At 51.9% G+C, this 17,278-nt stretch carries 17 protein-coding genes and 3 pseudogenes; 9 read left to right on the top strand and 11 right to left on the bottom strand.

Translation table 11 applies throughout. From position 1 onward, the window contains the following. A pseudogene (locus BZK31_RS30200) lies at nucleotides 1-289 on the bottom strand (energy transducer TonB); the annotation flags it as partial. Nucleotides 290-1,449: 1,160 nt separating this feature from the next. Between BZK31_RS30200 and BZK31_RS26285 the strand changes: the two are divergent. After that, a complete protein-coding gene (locus BZK31_RS26285) occupies nucleotides 1,450-1,704 on the top strand; it encodes a hypothetical protein (RefSeq protein WP_083186154.1) in 255 nt (84 codons plus the stop codon). 65 nt (nucleotides 1,705-1,769) lie between these two features. Here the strand turns inward: BZK31_RS26285 and BZK31_RS26280 are convergent, their stop codons facing one another. Further along, nucleotides 1,770-2,924 carry a cysteine desulfurase family protein gene (locus BZK31_RS26280; protein WP_083186153.1) on the bottom strand — a complete coding sequence of 385 codons (1,155 nt, stop codon included), beginning with the start codon at nucleotides 2,922-2,924 and terminating at the stop codon, nucleotides 1,770-1,772. Between the two features lie 265 nt (nucleotides 2,925-3,189). Between BZK31_RS26280 and BZK31_RS26275 the strand changes: the two genes are divergently transcribed. The 4 genes and pseudogenes from BZK31_RS26275 (at nucleotide 3,190) to BZK31_RS26260 (ending at nucleotide 5,875) form a co-directional block, all read left to right on the top strand. Further along, nucleotides 3,190-3,660, top strand: a complete 471-nt coding sequence (locus tag BZK31_RS26275; protein WP_083186152.1) for an Lrp/AsnC family transcriptional regulator — start codon at nucleotides 3,190-3,192, stop codon at nucleotides 3,658-3,660. A 108-nt stretch (nucleotides 3,661-3,768) separates the two neighbouring features. After that, nucleotides 3,769-4,194, top strand: a pseudogene (locus BZK31_RS26270) (RidA family protein). A 99-nt stretch (nucleotides 4,195-4,293) separates the two neighbouring features. Then, a complete protein-coding gene (locus BZK31_RS26265; protein ID WP_083186151.1) occupies nucleotides 4,294-4,587 on the top strand; it encodes a hypothetical protein in 294 nt (97 codons plus the stop codon). Between the two features lie 520 nt (nucleotides 4,588-5,107). Next, nucleotides 5,108-5,875, top strand: a complete 768-nt coding sequence (locus BZK31_RS26260) for a C1 family peptidase (protein ID WP_083186150.1) — start codon at nucleotides 5,108-5,110, stop codon at nucleotides 5,873-5,875. Nucleotides 5,876-5,922: 47 nt separating this feature from the next. On the opposite strand, the gene BZK31_RS30195 is transcribed toward BZK31_RS26260, so the two are convergent. From BZK31_RS30195 to BZK31_RS26245, 3 genes are all read right to left on the bottom strand, one after another. After that, on the bottom strand, nucleotides 5,923-6,171 hold the full coding sequence (locus BZK31_RS30195; RefSeq protein ID WP_244182742.1) for a DUF805 domain-containing protein: 249 nt from the start codon (nucleotides 6,169-6,171) through the stop codon (nucleotides 5,923-5,925). A gap of 832 nt (nucleotides 6,172-7,003) precedes the next feature. After that, nucleotides 7,004-7,426 (bottom strand): hypothetical protein, encoded by a 423-nt coding sequence (locus BZK31_RS30190; RefSeq protein WP_083186148.1) that lies wholly within the window; start codon nucleotides 7,424-7,426, stop codon nucleotides 7,004-7,006. A 174-nt stretch (nucleotides 7,427-7,600) separates the two neighbouring features. After that, nucleotides 7,601-7,807 carry a hypothetical protein gene (locus BZK31_RS26245; protein WP_244182741.1) on the bottom strand — a complete coding sequence of 69 codons (207 nt, stop codon included), beginning with the start codon at nucleotides 7,805-7,807 and terminating at the stop codon, nucleotides 7,601-7,603. A 756-nt stretch (nucleotides 7,808-8,563) separates the two neighbouring features. Here BZK31_RS26245 and BZK31_RS26235 point away from each other — a divergent pair. Next, nucleotides 8,564-9,334 carry an SDR family NAD(P)-dependent oxidoreductase gene (locus tag BZK31_RS26235; RefSeq protein WP_083186146.1) on the top strand — a complete coding sequence of 257 codons (771 nt, stop codon included), beginning with the start codon at nucleotides 8,564-8,566 and terminating at the stop codon, nucleotides 9,332-9,334. A gap of 73 nt (nucleotides 9,335-9,407) precedes the next feature. Here BZK31_RS26235 and BZK31_RS30705 read toward each other — a convergent pair whose 3' ends face one another. Together BZK31_RS30705 and BZK31_RS26225 are read right to left on the bottom strand one after the other, a co-directional pair. Continuing rightward, on the bottom strand, nucleotides 9,408-9,563 hold the full coding sequence (locus tag BZK31_RS30705) for a DUF3885 domain-containing protein (protein WP_167378116.1): 156 nt from the start codon (nucleotides 9,561-9,563) through the stop codon (nucleotides 9,408-9,410). Nucleotides 9,564-9,769: 206 nt separating this feature from the next. Then, on the bottom strand, nucleotides 9,770-10,135 hold the full coding sequence (locus tag BZK31_RS26225) for a histone-like nucleoid-structuring protein, MvaT/MvaU family (protein ID WP_083186144.1): 366 nt from the start codon (nucleotides 10,133-10,135) through the stop codon (nucleotides 9,770-9,772). A gap of 225 nt (nucleotides 10,136-10,360) precedes the next feature. Between BZK31_RS26225 and BZK31_RS26220 the strand changes: the two are divergent. Beyond that, a pseudogene (locus BZK31_RS26220) lies at nucleotides 10,361-11,182 on the top strand (SDR family oxidoreductase). Between the two features lie 401 nt (nucleotides 11,183-11,583). Continuing rightward, the gene (locus BZK31_RS26215) at nucleotides 11,584-12,195 is read left to right on the top strand and encodes a hypothetical protein (RefSeq protein WP_083186143.1); all 612 of its coding nucleotides are present in this window, start codon (nucleotides 11,584-11,586) and stop codon (nucleotides 12,193-12,195) included. Between the two features lie 569 nt (nucleotides 12,196-12,764). Here BZK31_RS26215 and BZK31_RS29590 read toward each other — a convergent pair. From BZK31_RS29590 to BZK31_RS29585, 4 genes are all read right to left on the bottom strand, one after another. Further along, entirely contained in the window at nucleotides 12,765-13,517 is a 753-nt protein-coding gene (locus tag BZK31_RS29590; protein ID WP_157900800.1) for a hypothetical protein, read from the bottom strand. A 288-nt stretch (nucleotides 13,518-13,805) separates the two neighbouring features. Next, the gene (locus BZK31_RS26210; protein WP_083186142.1) at nucleotides 13,806-14,978 is read right to left on the bottom strand and encodes a hypothetical protein; all 1,173 of its coding nucleotides are present in this window, start codon (nucleotides 14,976-14,978) and stop codon (nucleotides 13,806-13,808) included. A 313-nt stretch (nucleotides 14,979-15,291) separates the two neighbouring features. Further along, entirely contained in the window at nucleotides 15,292-16,059 is a 768-nt protein-coding gene (locus BZK31_RS26205) for a reverse transcriptase domain-containing protein (RefSeq protein WP_083186141.1), read from the bottom strand. After that, a complete protein-coding gene (locus tag BZK31_RS29585; protein ID WP_157900799.1) occupies nucleotides 16,043-16,204 on the bottom strand; it encodes a hypothetical protein in 162 nt (53 codons plus the stop codon). The genes BZK31_RS26205 and BZK31_RS29585 overlap by 17 nt, the downstream gene beginning before the upstream one ends. A gap of 374 nt (nucleotides 16,205-16,578) precedes the next feature. On the opposite strand from BZK31_RS29585, the gene BZK31_RS26200 reads away from it, so the two are divergent. Continuing rightward, entirely contained in the window at nucleotides 16,579-16,956 is a 378-nt protein-coding gene (locus BZK31_RS26200; RefSeq protein ID WP_083186140.1) for a DUF6678 family protein, read from the top strand. Nucleotides 16,957-17,278: the final 322 nt, after the last annotated feature.

Here is a 17,278-nt window from a genome sequence, read left to right as displayed (position 1 = left end):
GTTCAGGTGGTGGCGCAGGCTCAGGCGTCGGAGGCGTCGGGCTGGTCAGCTCGATGGTCATTTCCGGCACTTGCGGGGCAACTTCCGGCACCTCTGCTTCGGCCGTCTGCATGTACCACCAGACCGCACCATGAATAAGTACCGACGCCGCAATCAATACGAAAACATGCGACTTTTTGAGGCCGCCAGGTCGCGAAGTATTAGCCTTGAAAGGGATGCTCTGCCACGCCGTCGGACTCTCTTCCGGCGGAGGGGCAGGGACCGCTTTCATTATTACCGCATCATTCATTAACGCTCCCTCGGGTAGTTGAAGGGCAATAAAAGTCCGTTCAAACATTGGCGAATGTTCGAATGATGGATACCTGCACAATCGTGTAAGTGCACGACACCGCAGAGCCTGCAGCGAAGCAGACTCGGTGGGGTAAACGCGATTTCAATCAGGGCGATGACATAGCAAATCCTTGCTTATTAGTTATGGCAAACAGGTGGAAACTTGTTGCTTGATAACAACGTTGCTTTGCAACCGCTGTGCCAGAAATGACCTGTGGCGCAGTCGGTATGCCACGTGACAGAGCGGTTGTCGCATTCCTGTACATATTTTTCGATTGAGGACCATTTCGTCCGGTTTTGCATTCAGATGGATAGCATCCATCGCTTTTTAGAGGGCGAAATACACCCCTCTGAGCAGTCAGACGAGTTGAAAAATACATGACCGTTCGGTCATAAAACTGCATGCACCAATACTGTAATGGTTGGTTCAAGTTGGTGCGTTAGTTGGTCAGTTGTTCACGGTGCGGTGCTCCGGTAGACAAAGGATTGCAGGTCAACTCAAATATAAAGGTCTGAGCACGCCAGATAATGGCTAAGTGCGATTATTTAAAATAAATTGTCGGACGGTTATGTGTTTAGTTGAAAGTTTTTCTCACTTGGCGATTAACAGGCGCACAGCGTTTTACCCGTCTTGCCCATAAGGCAGAACAAGGTCGATCGGCATTTCAATCAAGGCGTGCGCCGTGGTTCTGGATCAGTCGGAAAGGTACGTCGGTATCGTCAAACAAGACGCCATGGCAGATGACAAGCCCATTGCGGACGCAGTCAATTGAAGCCGTGACAGGCAGTGTTGGGGTCTGGCATGAGTTGCGTGTGGCACGGGTAGACTCCTTTCCTGGCAAGGCACGTGACTTGTGGTCCGGCGTTGCACTGTTAATGGACGACTCAGCATCCGAAATCTGCACTTTGGTGCGTGTAGGCACCCCCTTTGTGCAGTGCATGCCAATGGTTCATGGCACGGCCGTTCCACTTGGAAGATCTGTGCCAATTGTGTCTTTTTGTATCATGAAGATTACAGAACCCCGGAAACGCCTGTCCGCGCGGCGCTCGTCACCTGGATCGAACCCTTTGCGCTCAGGCACGTCCACTTTCTTTGGCAAGACAAAAGAGGTGGCCGACATGACAACCGATTTCATCCTGACCGACGAAGTACCCAAGGAAGATCCAGCCAGTCCACAGCTCGGCCAGTACGACCGCGAAGCCGATCCCGTACTGAACATGAACTCGAACAAACCGGGTGCCGGTCCCGAGAAGGGAGACGAGGTGCTGGAGCGCACCGAGGAGGATGAGGCCTACGAGGATGATGAGCCCGAGGTGTATTCGGATGATCCGGACATCGTGGCGGATGAGGGCGGTGGTGTGTCGCCAGGCTGACAAAGGTGTACCGCTCAAGCGTCCCCCGTACCGAGACGTTGAGCGGGTTGCATCGAATACCGGTGTTACCAGAACGCAGCCGGCGCGCTGAGCGCCTTGCTGAACACGTCGATGGCGCGCTCGACATCGGCTTGCGTGGTGTAGCGACCCAGGCTGACACGCACACTGGCCAACGCCTTGCTGGTATCCAGCCCAAGCGCGAGCAGCACATGCGACGGCGCGTTGCTCGCCGAGTTGCAGGCTGAGGTCGAGGAAAGTGCCAGCGCATGCGACAGCTGAGCGCTGGTAAAGCGATCGCGTGTGATGCACAGGTTCAACGTGTGTGGGATGCGTTGCTGGGGGCAGCCATTGAGCTGCACGTCCGGCAGAGCCAGAAGCCCTTCACGCAGATGACTGCTCAGCTGCGCAATACGCTGATTCTCGGCATCGCCTTTGCTGATCGCCAGCGCAAAAGCCTCGCCCATGCCGACGATCTGATGCGTCGCCAGTGTGCCTGAGCGGAAACCGTTTTCATGACCGCCGCCATGCATCTGCGCCTGTAGCAACGCGTTTGCCCGCGGGCCGACATACAGCGCACCGATGCCCTTTGGGCCATACGCCTTGTGCGCCGAAAACGACATCAGATCGACTGCCAGATTCGCCAGATCGACCTTCACCTTGCCGACCGCTTGTGCCGCGTCCACGTGGAACAGCGCTCCATGTTCGCGCACTAGCGTGCCGATACTGGCGATATCCGTCAGCGTACCCAGCTCGTTGTTGACCAGCATCAACGACACCAGCAGCGTGTCTTCACGCAGCGCCGCCTGAACGGCTTGCGGCTGGATCAGGCCGTTGGCGTCCGGTTGCAGCCAGGTCACGGGAAAGCCCTGAAGCTCCAGTGTTTTCACCGTGTCGATCACAGCCTTGTGTTCCAGCGCACTGGTGATGATGTGCCGACGCTGCGCAGTGACGTCGTGAGCGATGCCTTTGATTGCCAGGTTGTTGGACTCGGTCGCGCCCGAAGTCCAGATCACTGTATCGGCAGGCGCACCCACGGCGTCCGCGACCTGACGACGCGCCTGCTCGACCGCCTCACGCGCCACTTTTCCGTAACCATGCCCGCTGGACGCCGGATTGCCGAAATGCCCTTCGCGCCCCAGACAGGCAACCATGGCTTCAATGACCTGCTCATCGACAGGCGTGGTGGCGGCGTAATCCAGGTAAAGGGCGGTCGTGGTCATGGGCAATTCGCTTGGTTATCGGGTCGAGGTTGATGGTGAAAAGATTACCGACGCCGACGCGAAAAAATTTTGATATTTGAGCAGATTGACTGGCTATCAATGAAAAATATTTCTGTTTTAGGGGTGTTCTGGTGAATAAAGTTTTACACCTCCATTGTCAGGGGGTAGTTTTATGCCAATAGTTGCGCAAGTACCGGTTGCACGGCGCCGTTCAGGATGCGTCGCGTCCGATACAGAGCCCGAACCACAAACACGGAACACGCCCATGGACAAGTTCGACCGAGCCATCCTCGACATTCTGCAGACCGACTGCACGCGCTCGGTCGCGGACATCGCCGAACGCATCGGCCTGGGCAGCACCGCCTGCTGGCGACGCATTCAGAAGCTGGAAGAGACCGGCATCATCGACCGCCGCGTAGCCCTGCTGAACCCGCAGCGCCTGAATGTCTCCGTCAGTGTCTTCGCCGCCATCCGCACCAACCAGCACAACGCCGCCTGGCTCGAACAGTTCCACAACGCCGTCGGCGACTTGCCCGAAGTCGTCGAGTGCTACCGCATGGCCGGCGACACCGACTACCTGCTGCGCATCGTCGTTACCGACATCGCGGGTTACGACGCGGTGTACAAACAACTGATCAGCATTCCCGGTATCACCGACGTCAGTTCCAGCTTTGCCATGGAGCAGATCAAATTCACCACAGGGCTGCCGTTGCGGTATGCGTCGTTTGGTGCATAAAACCGTGAATGTGTGCAGCCCGGTCTTCACCGTCGCTTCACACGGGCCTTGACCTCCACCTAGGTAGAGGTTTCTCACTGCCGACTCCTTCAACATGGAGTTGACCCTATGCCAGTATCCCCCGACGCCGAAAACGCCGCGTTCACGCTCTGCAATCCACAAGGCCTGTGCAACCCTCGAGTAAACGCGTATTCCCAGGTCGCATCAGTCAATGCCGGTGCCCGAATGCTGTTTGTTGCCGGGCAGGGCGGCGAAGATCAGCAAGGGCGGTTGTCTGCCGACTTCACCGAGCAGGCCATCCAGGCCCTGGCCAATGTTGAAACCGCACTGCAATCCCAAGGCGCAAGCCTGGCTCAGGTGTTCAAGCTGACCCTGTTGATTGTCGACCACAACGAACAACGCCTGCACAGTTGGGTCGAGCAGGCTAACCGGGTGTAGGGTACAGGGCGCCATCCGGCCTGCACCCTCATTCCGGTGCCCCGCCTGGCGATGGACAACATGCTGATCGAGATCGAAGCGATTGCAACGGCCTGACCGAACGCAGCCGTTGGCGCAGATGAACGGCCGATGCCGGGAACGACCCGCCACGCCTGCACGTCTGACCTGTATCGACTCACTTGAAGGTACAGCGCAATGGACAAGACAATCACCGTGGACCAACTGGCAACCACCGATCTTGGATCAATCAACGAGATCTGGCTCGGCGGCACTCACACCCAGTTATGCCTGTGGCGCGGCGAGCAGATCGTCACCCACGACATGCTCAGCGAAGGCACCCACGACCAGAACGCCCGACGCCTGTGCCTGCAACTGGTCAACCCTGACGATCAGGCCGCAGTGGCCAGCGTCGAGGCGATCGTGCGTGAGCGGTTGGAGGGGAGAGAAGGCGAGTTTTACCCGGCCGAGGATGTGGACACTTATCAGTGACTGGCGCCTCCCAATGTTCTTGCTGCTGCGGGCCAGCACAGCAGCAAGGAAGCAGCTCGCGTCACTTTACAGATCTCAATCCACGCTCTGTATTACGCACCGCTTCCAACGCCTCCAATTCGTCACGCAAGAGTAGATGCGCCACCCTGTCGTGACCGAGCGATAGGTGGCGGACTGTGTGCAGGTTGGTCAACCGGTAGCACGAACCGGCACACCCGAAGGGCGGCCTGCACATGGCCGCCATGACGTCTGTAGGAATTCAAAGTCTTCAGGATTCCAGGCAGCACATTACACATCAAACAGTTATCCATCTTATTGTAATTATAATGTGTCAATTTGATATGGCTCGCGCTGCTTGTCGATAAGCCCGTCTAAATAAATCTTCATCCCTCCTCATGAAAAACTGATGTCTGATTAATACGTTATTGGCCAGCCATGGATGATGGCCATTTCCAATAAGAGTGTTTTGCTATGCCTGATGGCTAATTAAGCAGTCTGCCTTTAAGTGGAGAAGTAAACGATGACGTATACCGTAAAACAATACGGCTGGATTCGTGACGTACCGGACCATCGAGATCATTTGTACGCTGCGTCCGTCGAGCAGTTGGCCGCGCTTCCACGTCATGTGGATCTGCGTCCCCATTGCCCCAATGTCTACGATCAAGGCCAGTTGGGCAGTTGTACAGCAAATGGTATTGCAGCTGCCATTCAGTTTGATCGCATGAAGCAGAAGCTTGTCCCTGCGTTCACGCCATCCCGGTTATTCATTTATTACAACGAGCGTGTCATTGAGCACACGGTGGAGTCGGACAGCGGTGCAATGATCCGTCACGGTATCAAAAGCGTTGCCGAACAAGGCGACTGCGATGAAGCCGAATGGCCGTACGACATTACCAAATTTACCGTCAAGCCAACCAAATCCTGCTACGCCCACGCCAAGCGGTACAAGGCGGTTTCCTACCAGAAAGTCGCCCAGAACCTAAACCAGATGAAAGGGTGTCTGGCCGCCGGATATCCTTTCGTCATAGGTTTTGGCGTCTATGAAAGCCTCGAAAGCGATGAAGTCGCCAAGACGGGCATTGTCCCAATGCCAGCGCCCGACGAAAAATTGCTGGGCGGTCATTGCGTGCTCGCAGTGGGCTATGACGATGCAAAACAGGTCTTCATCATGCGCAACTCCTGGGGCACCAAATGGGGCATGCATGGCTATTTCACCATGCCGTACAGCTACCTGATGGACCCCAATCTGGCTTCGGATTTCTGGACGATCAGGATTGTCGCGGGCTAGTGCCGAGGCAAGGTGTGGTCAGCGACCACACCTTCAGGGAACGCTTGTTATTTGGGGCTGGGGCCGAATCGATTGGCCTCGCGATGCCCCTCCAGGCAACTGAATATGATCGGGACTATCGGTACCAGCATCCACCAGCCACTGCGATCAGTGTCATGAAGCCTGCGAACGCCCACCGCAAGCCCTGGAAGGAAGACAGCGATGGAATAAAAGGTGGAGATCAACTGGTCAGTGCCCAAAAGATCATCGAGAAAACCGAGGGCCACGGAGATCAGGAGGTTAGTCAAAAAAAACATCCAGAATTCTTTTCTGCAAGCTCTGCCGCTGAAAACGGCATATTTTCTCAAGACTTCAAAATACCAGAATGTCGATTCTGGAGCGTCGGATGAAACTGCGCCGGGTGTCCATATGATATCTCTCGATGCATTGCAATGTGGGCAAGTATCCCCCTTCTCAGTCAGTTCCTTTGCGCAGTTGTGACAATAGGCCATGTCATTCCTTATGAGGTTAAGTCCAGGTTCGGTGGTGTAATGGTTTAGTCTGCGATGAATGCGGTTTTTTAATACATGTTGCAGGCGTTGCAATGGCGCAACGGATAGAAGGCCATAGTCATTGTTTTTTGAAGGCTGTTTTTATGGATGATTCCGTATCTCGATGGGATGCCGGAAATCCTGAGGCAAAAAAACAAAACTGCCAAGCTGGAATTGCCTCCGTTAACAACTATGTCGGCTCGGAAACAATTTGAATGGCGAACACGCTGTAAGGGTATCGGTGTTCAATTGGATGCTTTAGCAGTTGGGCAGAAATTTAAGCTAATACTATTTGGCACTTTTGAAACATGCTCTTATAAAGTCGATAACTTCATACCTTGGGCTGCACCTGGATACGGCGTGCACGTCGATCGCGCCAGGGTTTGTTGATAGACAAGTCGATGCCGAGTCGACGGCCGCACGTGAATGGCTGTCTAGCCGACGGTCGGCTTGCACGCCGGGGCCGACGCACCAAGGTAGCGCGGGTTCTTCGAACCCTTTTTGAACTGCCCGGAACGCGTCGCTGCGCGTCCTGGGTCTGGATTCTCTGAGTTTACAGGCGTTCTTCAGTAGGAAGAATCAGTCGGCAAAGCCGGAATCAGCGCTTCATGGCCTCACACTGGGAGCGCAAGTCATGATTACCAATGCTGCTGCAACTGCCGCCCTTCCGGGCATTGCAGAAGGCACGCTGGTCAAGGTCATTGATGCTGCTGCAGGCATTACCTTCCTTTTCTCCGCTGCAACGTGCTCGCATGTCACGATCATTGATGCTGTTGCAAGCCCCCTGGCCCTTTCTGGCATTGCAATAGGCTCGCTGGTCATGATCGTTGATGCTGTTGCAGCCACTCCCGTCCTTTTCTGCGCTGCACCGCGCGCGCAAGTCATGGTCATTGATACTGGTGCAACTGCTTCCTTCCTGTGTGGCGGCGCAATAGGCCCGCTGGTCGAGGTTGTTAATGCTATTGCAACTGGCGGCCGCGTAACCGCTGAACATCAACAACATTGCAAAAATAAATTTCATTTCACGCTTCCTTGGGTTACCAGAAAAACAGCTTGGCGGTGGCCTGTCCGATTTCACCGGTCTTTTTGATGCATGTCAAATGGGCATCATTTTTAGGCTGAAGTTCTGAAGGTGGATTGAAATTTTAGAGGGATAGCTGTCAGCATCTGGAAGGCTGCTTTTGGCCAGAAACGGTCATCTAGATGGGGCGTCATCCGGATTGATTTTGTCTTCCACGCCAAATCTACTCAGCAATGCGGCTCCATCCGAAACACCAAGAATCTGATCAATTAAGGCTATTTTCTGGGTCGCACAGTCGAGTTGAAACTCAGCGTTGCTGTATGCAGCCTCCGCCTCATTGTGGAGCGCATAGGCCATGTGGGCCGCGACACGGACGCTCATCGGAGCATCTCCGTCACTGCCCAGATAATCAGCAAGCAACGTCCTGATCTCTATCAGTGCAAGCGCGAGTAGCCTGGTTTAAGCAGTCTGCATAAAGATATCCTGGGTATTACAACGAATGTCCGAACGGATTTCGCGAGGTTACATAAACTCTCAGACTGTCAAAAGCGAAAGACCGCTTTGGGTCGATAGCAGCCCCTAGCGGCAGGCCGTGATGGCCAGAAGTTAACGTGCCAGCTACGCTTGCGTGCACAACGTGTCCATGAACATCGGGCCCGATATATCTCGTACTGCACCATTGTCAGCAATGAAACAGCTAACAGCACCAGCGAACGACTCCTGCTCATCAACAGGAATTTCCAAACTGCAATGGACTATGTAGCGGGACAGCCAGCCACCGGCGACGCGACCGCCAGCGGCCAGGCAGCGTGCCCTGAGCAAGACGACATGCCGCGCGGTAGGTAGATTCATTCGTTTTCCATGTGCATTCAGAGTGGCTGATATGGGGGTAATTAAACGATGATCATACGTGGGCACCAACAGGACGCGACATTAACGACGGCGACCAGTAATTAACCTCACAGCATTTAAAATGCATCAAGCCCTGCTTCGATCCCTATCTTTCAAGACACATCAGGAGAACGCCTCGACGTTGAACCGCTTCGTTGAAGTCCCCGGAAAGCTACCGCCCACCTGAACGTCACGCCTCATTCCGAAGTCATAAACCTACTTCAGCCATGCTCCCCAAGGTGCCTCATGAGTTTGATACCCGAACTGAACAGCGACGCCAACGTGCTGATATGCGGAGCCAGCCGAGGCATTGGCCTGGCACTGTGCGCAGCCTTGCTTGCTCGTGATGACGTCGCTCAGGTGTGGGCAGTGGCGCGAGAAGCCAGCACCTCTGCCGGGCTGGCAGAGCTTGCAGAGCAGTATGGCCAGCGCCTCAGGCGAGTCGACTGCGACGCGCGCAATGAACAAGCTCTCGAAGCGCTTGTGAGCCAGACGCTTAAAGGATGCGAACATCTGCACCTCGTCATCAGTGCGCTTGGCATTCTTCATCAGGACGGCGCGAAACCCGAAAAGGGCCTGGCACAACTGACGCTTGCGAGCATGCAAGCGAGCTTCGCAACCAACACTTTTGCGCCAATCCTGCTGCTTAAACACCTGCTCCCGTTATTGCGCAAACAACCTTCTACCTTCGCCGCACTTTCCGCGAGAGTCGGTTCCATTGGCGATAACCGACTGGGCGGCTGGTACAGCTACAGAGCCAGCAAAGCGGCACTCAACCAGTTGCTGCACACCGCCAGTATCGAACTGAAACGCCTGAACCACGCCTCGACCGTGCTGGCCATACACCCAGGCACGACTGACACGGAGCTGTCTCAGCCATTTCAGGCGAACGTACCTGAAGGGCAACTCTTCGAACCGGCTTTCTCGGCGGATCGCATTATTGAGGTGGTAGGAGCGCATGGAGCGGCTGACAGTGGGAGCTTTTGGGCTTGGGATGACAAGCCTATTGTGTGGTGACCTGGCCGACTGTTTTCGACCCAGAGGGTGTGGTCGATCCCTTTACCAGGTTCAGTCCGGAATAGAAGCTAGATCATATATTTTCGAACGTGATGCCTGTCACCGGACGTTCATGGTCCAGCAGGTATGCATGATAGTAATGGTACAGCTGTGAAAGCAGAGCAGTATTGGGGCCAATCACACCCATACCTCTATCGTCATATGAAAAAACCATGATGCGCTTATTCAATTTCAACAGCTAGAAATCACATCTGGGATTAGGCGTGTATCACGCCGAAGTCTTTTGCCAATGCGTACCAAAGAAATGTCTGGAGCAGGTTCATAGGCGCTTCGAATGCCACGTTGATCGAATTGGCCACCGAACTTGCGACGGTCGAACTGAAAACCCGCTCAACAAAAAGGGCCCGTCTGGGCCCTCTTTCGGGTGAGGCAGCTTTACTTCTTCAGCCATCCCTCAACGACATCCGCACCGTGCTCCGCCTTCCATTCCTTCAAGGCCTTGTGATTTCCACCTTTGGTTTCGATCACTTCACCTGTCTTCGGATTTTTGTAGACCTTGAGCTCGCGTGGTTTGCGTGTGCCTTTAGGTTTGTCTGCCTTTTGACCACGAGTCGGTGTCTGTGCACCCAGCAGATTAATGATGTGCTTGAGGCTGAAACCGTAGTGCTCAAGGAGCTTGCGCAGCTTCGTTTCGAACTCGATTTCTTTCTTCAGCCCCTCATTGCCCTTCATTGTTTCCAGTGCCTGAAGCTGCTCGGCGAGGTGCTTTTCCAACTGTCGGTACTCTGCAAGCTTGGACATTATCTTTCCCTATAGATGATCGTGTGTGGTTATTACGATCGATTGAGTCGTTTACAAGTTCAGCCTATTTGCGGGCGTCAGGTGTTTCCTGGCGCGAACCGATTTCGTGCTAATTGTCCAAAACCCGGCTACCAAATGAGGTGCGGCTTACAAGCGATAGCAATGCGCAGGGCATAGACTGTTGCTGCAAGCTGTTGCACGCCCTACGACGGAGAAGCCTCATTTATGGACAATAAACTGACATCCAGAATCGCGATCATTACAGGGGCGGCTCAAGGGATCGGCGCCGCGACTGCACGACGGTTCGTACAGGAAGGCTGCGTTGTTTACGTCACTGATATCAACGACGTGCTCGGAAGAGCGACTGCAGGGGCACTGGGAGATCGTGCCTGTTATCTGCATCTTGATGTGCGGTGCGAAGAAGATTGGCAGCGAGTGACGACGCATGTCCTGAAGGCGCACGGCCGCGTCGATGTGGTGGTCAACAACGCTGGCATCACTGGATTTGAGCAGGGTCCCGTCCAGCACGACCCAGAGCATGCGAGTCTGGAGGACTGGCAGGCCGTGCATCGCACCAATCTGGATGGTGTGTTTCTTGGATGCAAGTACGCTATACGCGCCATGCGCCACACCGAGGTTGGTTCCATTATCAATATTTCTTCTCGCTCCGGACTGGTTGGTATTCCTGGCGCAGCGGCATACGCATCGTCCAAGGCCGCCGTTCGCAATCACACCAAGACAGTGGCGCTTTAATGCGCCGAGCAAGGACTTAAAGTTCGATGCAATTCGATCCACCCGGCCGCCATCCTCACCCCTATGTGGGAGCCAATGTTAGGTGCTGATGCTGGTCGTGAAGCGCGTATGGCTGCACTCGTTCGAGACACGCCACTCAGAAGATTTGGAACGCCCGAAGAAGTGGCTGCGGTGGCCCTGTTATTAGCCAGCGATGATGCTACGTACATTACCGGCAGTGAGTTCAACATCGATGGAGGTCTGTTGGCGGGGTCTGCAGCGAGGCCAATGCTATTGGATGACAGCGAAACCTGAGAGCTGCCCGCGCGAATAGCTGCAATTGGTACACGGTGGTGCTTTAAGCTGCGAAGGGTTCGATCAGGCACAGAAGCCCAAACAAAGAAGCGCGCATAGTGGCGGGCTTTTCAAAACTCTTTCTGGACCGTTCAAAAAACATCCAAATACCAATATGGCCCAGGCGTCGTTTGAACTGGGCTGTCAGAGACCCGTTTTATAAGGGCTCTGCTGGCGGCCTCTCAGTTAGGCATACACGTGGGCATACAGGGCGCTTATCGCTGGCTACTCCTTCCCCGTACCTCCGTATGGTAAAACGCTTGAAGAAAACGGTGTGTGAGCGCTGATCAAGAGCCACGCTTCTCTGGCTACCCCTTGGTCGTTCTTCACCGCCAACGAAGCCAAGACATGGGTGAATCACGATGGATTCCAACCAAGCAATAAGCCAAGCTTTGAAAATCAGGTTCGCCGCATTCAAGGGTCGCAAGGATGATGATTACGAAAGCGAGGGTATCGCTCATGGGGCTGCTCATCTTGCGCTGGACGTCGGAATCATAACAAACGACGCCTTGCTGATCGCTCAGGCACAAGAAGTCATCACTGCGATTACTGACTCTTGGCAGCTTGAAGAGGAACAGGACCTGAAGGCTATGGCCAACAGTTACGCCGACTGGGATGCTTCCCAGGAGAAGCACAGGCAGGCGTATAGAATGATTAAAGATCTGGTGGGGAAAGAGTTTCATGATTCGCGTTGGGAGGAGTTCATTGAAATCTATCAAAAAACCTTTCCGACCTTCCTTGTTAGGGATTCGGTATACGCGCGGATTGGTCCAAAACAGGCAGCTACCAGGCTTCGTAAGGATTTAGCTGACCTAGTGAAGGCTAAGCGGTTGGATAGAGCTCCCACTCCTGACGAGCTTCAGGCTTTGCTGCCCCCCGCGAAAGCTCTTTTGGAAGACCGTACCATCCGTTATTTAGAGGGGGCTTTGCCCGGGTTTGATTTTCGAAACCATTCGATCTTGAATGCCATATAGGCGCTCGGGACCCCGAGAGTTTTGTCCTGACAAGAGGCATGAACCAGTGTGGCTTTGGTAGCTGCTGATCGGTAGCCGTTGGTTGACAGTTGGCGAGTTGACAGTAACGGATCAGTAGCTGAAGGAATGAACTGCTAGGTTCACCGTCCTATTAAGTGAGTTCACCGGGTTCACCAGTTCACTAAGCTGTGAAAACATCGGCTACTCAAGATGCGCGGGTTCCCTGCCCCGTATGCAGTAGAAGTCCACAGGGGCCCCGGCTTATTTCGGGCTCCTCTCGCTGGTGGGGTTCATTTTTTAGGGGACGCGGGGCCGAGACCTGTGAATGTGGTGTAACTGGTGTTGCAGGTGTAGCAAATTGGCCTAACCATCTGATAATAAAGAATAAATTATCAGTTACACCGGTCGCAGGGCTTCGGTGTATGTGATGTAACAACGTTGAGCAGTGTAACGTTGTCTGATGCCGCCGGGGCAAACGTGTGCGATGGGCGCTATAGGCCAGCAGCGGACACCGGCATCACGAACTCACAGGTAGGCTGGTGTAGTTAAATATTAAGCGATGCCGCTGCTTATCTGATAATGGATTTTTTCAAAGCCTCTTGATATGCCGCTTCGCATTTGCGCCAGAACTCATAGTGAAATCGACGCAGAGCAACCGCGACCGATGGTTCAAAGCAGACCCAAAATGTATACCGGACCGCTTCGAGGCTTATCGAGCTTTGAAAGCTTGTTGGGATTTGTGTCTTTGAGTCGAAGTGGACAATGAGCCCACCGTGTCCTGCAAACTTATGTTCTCCGAGTTTATCGCGATAAGCCGCATAGGTAGGATCAGCATCAATATCTAGAAAGACAATGTTGCGGTTTGCCTTTCCTATCGAAAAATCGCAAGCTTCCAGTAGGCGAGGCCCACACGACTCAGCAACATGACAGCACAGTAATTTAGAAAAGTATCGAAATACATTGAGGTATGCCTCGGAGCCAACAGCATATCGGGGCGATCTGAATACTGATGACGGATCTTTACCCTCCAACAAAACCGAGGAGGTCAAAGCATGAAATAGATCGAATTCGCGATCAGGTTTCTGTGTGCGGGCCCCATTACACAATGAACACACCCGAGCAGAAAAATGAAAGGCGCTTGATTTCGGGCCTTGAGCCGAAAGGGGGCTGGTTTCGCCATCAAAATTGCCGATGACCATAGCATCCCTACCAAAAACCTTCCGCAAAGCCGAAGCTTTAATTTTATGTTCTCCGGTAAGCCCTTCACCAGACCCACACAGGCAGCATCTATCTGCCTGGTATGACTCGAAGAATATAGCCATCAAAGTGCCTTAGAAAAGCTAAAAATTTCATTAGGTTACAGCTAGAGTCCTATGTCACACCGAATAGGTTCGGGACTTGATTTTGACTTGGAACAGTCTTTAGCCGTCAGCGTAGCGCAGCCTGATAAGCATGACTCTATCAGAGATCCTATGATTCCGTATGAGACCTTTTGCTGCCCGTTGTCACAAGCAGAAAGCCCCAAAAAGTAGCCGCTGCAGATGAGCTTTTTTGACCAAGCTATATAGCTCGTACAAAACGATGCAACTAAGTAAGCTTTTATTTGACGCCTACCAATCCATATTAGTTGCCTGATCAATCTGGTAGGTTAACAGATCTACCAATTCCTTCATGGATTTCAACGAAACCATTGCGGCCCTATACGTTCCATCGGCAGCAAATGTCAATATAGTTGGTAGACGACTTTCTTGCACGTAAAGTCTAGCTGGAGCACGATCTCCAGCCCACAGTATATTCGTAAACTCTTCCACTAGATCAAATGCAGCTTCGGTGTCAAAATCAAGTTGCTCACTGAGGGAGAATTTTTTACTACCTCGTTTATGTGGAAGAAGAACAGGTACTGCGCCTGCAGTAGAGTGAAAAGAAAATGCCTCTCCTTGCTTTCCAAATGCACCGTGAGCAATGAAGTTTCTAAGATTCTGTCGTAGTGACAAAGTGCGATCGAATAAAACTTTCTCTGTTTTATTTTTGAGGTTAAAAGCGGCCTGAAATTTTTTTGGCCAATCATCCGCCGCAAGGTCTGAAACTTCTCTTGCAGAGTTAACTGCCCCTCCAAGTATGGCTACGTGAATCAAGACATGCTCTGTCCAACTGAAAAAAGCCTCAATAGCTGAGATGGCCATCCAGTTTGCTTCTTCTCTTTTATTATGAGAAGGATAGAATAGATACATCCCAAATGGCAGTTTCCGTTGTTTTGAATCGAAAGTGTGCGCCTCATCCAATAGCTTTATTTCGTCTAGGATAGCGCAGTATTGGCCCCTTAAAAATTCGTAACGTTCGCGGAGGTTAATACTATTGTTGACAACATTGATTTTAGAGTTTTCGACGGCCTGCAAAGCAAGAAAGTCAAAGTACCGCCGCGCTGATTTCACAGCTTTATTAATATGCACTACGATATTTTTTGCTGCCTCCTCTTCTTTCTCCGGATCATGAGCAAATAAATTTAATCCGAATTTACCGTGTTCAACTATATATGCTTTGCCATTGAAGTCTATCGGCACTGACCAATCAACTTTTTCAAACCTTCCCAGATTTTTGAAGCCTAAAAGATCTACTAAAAGAAAATAGACAAGATAATATGGAGGCAACTGTCTTCCAGCCTCTGTTTTCTTACCATTTAGTAGAAAGTGTTTGTCAGCTTTCGTGTTTGAATCGGCAGGACGAATCGGTGCGATAGCGCGCAACGCCGTCTGCCGCAACAATTCAAATTCTTCAGGATTCATAAGGCTCCAAAAATCACTATGCAAAAATTTATTAAAAAGCAGCCAATACATTTTGCTCAGACAAACTAGCAATAGAGGGGTAGCCTAATTAATTAGACAACAAACGATTAGTTGCCTTTAGCTGAAAAAACCTAGTAACTCAGAGGAAGCTCTGCGTCTGTGACTAAAAATTGCAACGATTAGTATCTGTCCCCTTGAACGACGGTAATAGAGGGCTGTGTGCCGGTCATGACAGACGGGAATCGGCTAAGAGTATATTTAAAGCGATAAACGAACTAGGGGTGATTAAAAGCTGGTAAGGCGCAGCATAAGCTCACACCAACATAGACGCTTGTGCAGGACTTACCGAGTTTACGTACCCCCATATCCCGCGTTTTTGCTTATCACTTGACGCGTCCTTATAGTTTGACAATAGCTCTATAAATCGCCAGTCAGTGATTCTCATGAAATTCTGTTGTAGATCTATATTGAATGCGGTAATTGTGTAGGATGGACCTTGTGTTTTTTCTTCATTTAATGAAAAACCAGAACGCTCTGCGCTTTTTTGGATCATCGAAAGCGCTGCTTCTGCCTTTTCGAGGCTTTGAGTAGATACTATGATATCGTCAACATAAACACTTACTCTTATGCCAGCAGTCTTATTTAGTTTGTCAATCGTGTTGCCAAGAGAGCTTTTTCTCAAGCATAGCGACGCTATAATCGTTGATTGAACAAAGCCAAACGGTAACGCGAAAACCTGCCCTGACTCTAACGGTATCGAAACAGTTGACTCCATGGCTATAGATCTAGATTTTTCGTATCCAAAATAAGGTTTTAATTCGCGAGTTATACGGCTTCTATTTATGCTGTTAAAAAACTTTTTTACATCAGCATGTACGAAGAATTTTCCATTCAAGTGGTATTTTATGGCATCCACATGCCCACCACTTTTTAAATGATAGTAGTTGGTTGGGGGCAGCCATTTGAATTCAATGGATTTCTTGAATAGCTGTCCTTCCTTTACAGTTTCCAAAGTCGGAATATATACCCACGTATTAGACTTTAATCGAAACCTGCTGAGCCATTTATGAGTGTTCTGCATCTGACATAGACTCGGAATAGTTAAAAGCCACGCTCAAGAGCGGAAGAGCTGCATCCAAGAACTTCAAAATGACCGTAGCCAAAGTGAAGACCTTGGTAGCAAACTCGATACGCTTCTGAGCTTGGCTGTAATCAAATTTCTTCATGATTACGTACCTCATCTAAATTCCTGGCTTACCGAGCGCTAAGCGCATGGCTTTACAACCAACGAGGAGCCGATGAGACGAAAAGGAGTCATATCGGGTAGCCCAGAGATCACATAGTGACGCGATGAGGGACACACTGCGAGGCAGCCTGTCGCCAGGAAGATTGGATCCTAACACCTCACGTGGAAAAACCGCAACGTCGTAACGTTCAGGCTCATAGCCCAGTGAAATGCCAGCAATTTCCTATGCCCACAAATGAATGCGGCTGATCGACCTATGTCCTTACCGAATGGCGAATAATGGCCGACAGTTGCCTTCAGCAAGATTGTCCAGCCTGCTAGGATGTTGTTTTCCTGCGCCGATCTGGAGTACTCATGCGTCAGCTTCCAGGACTGGATGACGCTTCTCGCGCCAAAGTTACAAAGCTTTTGGGTGCGGGTGAGCTGGTTCCTGTGATGAATAACACCAAATGGGGTGAGTTGATCAACTCGATGCTCAGTTCCCCGGAGATGGAGCCCAAGTTTAGGCTACGAAGCGTGTTGGGTCCTCCAGGCCATGTTCTTGAATGGGATGCCGATTGGCATTTCCACATCCATCCGGTCGCTGAAATCGAGTGGCTGGAACTCAAGGCGTTGTCGTCAGTGTGGTTGGAGACGACGTTTCGCAAGTGCGGTATCAGATATTCAATTGAGGATGGTACGCTCCGTGTGTGGGGTTACATGAAGCGTGATTCACAGCATGATTGGCGTTGACAGGTCCATCCCTCGGTATTCTGAAAATGACAGCTTTCGACCTAAAGCGGCCCGTTGTTATTGGTGGCTTACGATCCTCTTTTGTTTTTCCTGAAGGATTGCTGTGAGGCGAATTTCACCAGTCATGATGGATGGGACCCCAGTGCACTCAATCATGAGCCAATGAAACGATAGGGATCCCGCTCGCCGTTGTCGCCCGTAGCGCTAAATTGTGACTGAACCGTATGTCTTGTCTGGCGCGCATCACATCTGCATAGCCATCACCACGCCATCCTGCCATGATACTGCCCATACGATTATTGGGTATGCGATCCATAAACCC

Origin of the sequence: Pseudomonas floridensis (assembly GCF_002087235.1) — a bacterium.
Taxonomy (GTDB): Bacteria; Pseudomonadota; Gammaproteobacteria; order Pseudomonadales; family Pseudomonadaceae; genus Aquipseudomonas; species Aquipseudomonas floridensis.
Note: the sequence above shows the minus strand (reverse complement) of the source record. Positions and strands in the feature narration are given on the sequence as shown.

Bases quoted from the DNA above. Each gene is read 5' to 3' on its own strand.
- BZK31_RS26265 (WP_083186151.1), top strand. From the start codon at position 4,294: ATGGACAAGACAATCACCGTGGACCAACTGGCAACCACCGATCTTGGA.
- BZK31_RS26200 (WP_083186140.1), top strand. From the start codon at position 16,579: ATGCGTCAGCTTCCAGGACTGGATGACGCTTCTCGCGCCAAAGTTACA.
- BZK31_RS30190 (WP_083186148.1), bottom strand. From the start codon at position 7,426: ATGAAATTTATTTTTGCAATGTTGTTGATGTTCAGCGGTTACGCGGCC.
- BZK31_RS26275 (WP_083186152.1), top strand. From the start codon at position 3,190: ATGGACAAGTTCGACCGAGCCATCCTCGACATTCTGCAGACCGACTGC.
- BZK31_RS29590 (WP_157900800.1), bottom strand. From the start codon at position 13,517: ATGGCTATATTCTTCGAGTCATACCAGGCAGATAGATGCTGCCTGTGT.
- BZK31_RS29585 (WP_157900799.1), bottom strand. From the start codon at position 16,204: ATGAAGAAATTTGATTACAGCCAAGCTCAGAAGCGTATCGAGTTTGCT.
- BZK31_RS26215 (WP_083186143.1), top strand. From the start codon at position 11,584: ATGGATTCCAACCAAGCAATAAGCCAAGCTTTGAAAATCAGGTTCGCC.
- BZK31_RS26280 (WP_083186153.1), bottom strand. From the start codon at position 2,924: ATGACCACGACCGCCCTTTACCTGGATTACGCCGCCACCACGCCTGTC.
- BZK31_RS26210 (WP_083186142.1), bottom strand. From the start codon at position 14,978: ATGAATCCTGAAGAATTTGAATTGTTGCGGCAGACGGCGTTGCGCGCT.
- BZK31_RS26285 (WP_083186154.1), top strand. From the start codon at position 1,450: ATGACAACCGATTTCATCCTGACCGACGAAGTACCCAAGGAAGATCCA.
- BZK31_RS26245 (WP_244182741.1), bottom strand. From the start codon at position 7,807: ATGAGCGTCCGTGTCGCGGCCCACATGGCCTATGCGCTCCACAATGAG.
- BZK31_RS30195 (WP_244182742.1), bottom strand. From the start codon at position 6,171: ATGTTTTTTTTGACTAACCTCCTGATCTCCGTGGCCCTCGGTTTTCTC.
- BZK31_RS26235 (WP_083186146.1), top strand. From the start codon at position 8,564: ATGAGTTTGATACCCGAACTGAACAGCGACGCCAACGTGCTGATATGC.
- BZK31_RS26225 (WP_083186144.1), bottom strand. From the start codon at position 10,135: ATGTCCAAGCTTGCAGAGTACCGACAGTTGGAAAAGCACCTCGCCGAG.
- BZK31_RS26205 (WP_083186141.1), bottom strand. From the start codon at position 16,059: ATGCAGAACACTCATAAATGGCTCAGCAGGTTTCGATTAAAGTCTAAT.
- BZK31_RS26260 (WP_083186150.1), top strand. From the start codon at position 5,108: ATGACGTATACCGTAAAACAATACGGCTGGATTCGTGACGTACCGGAC.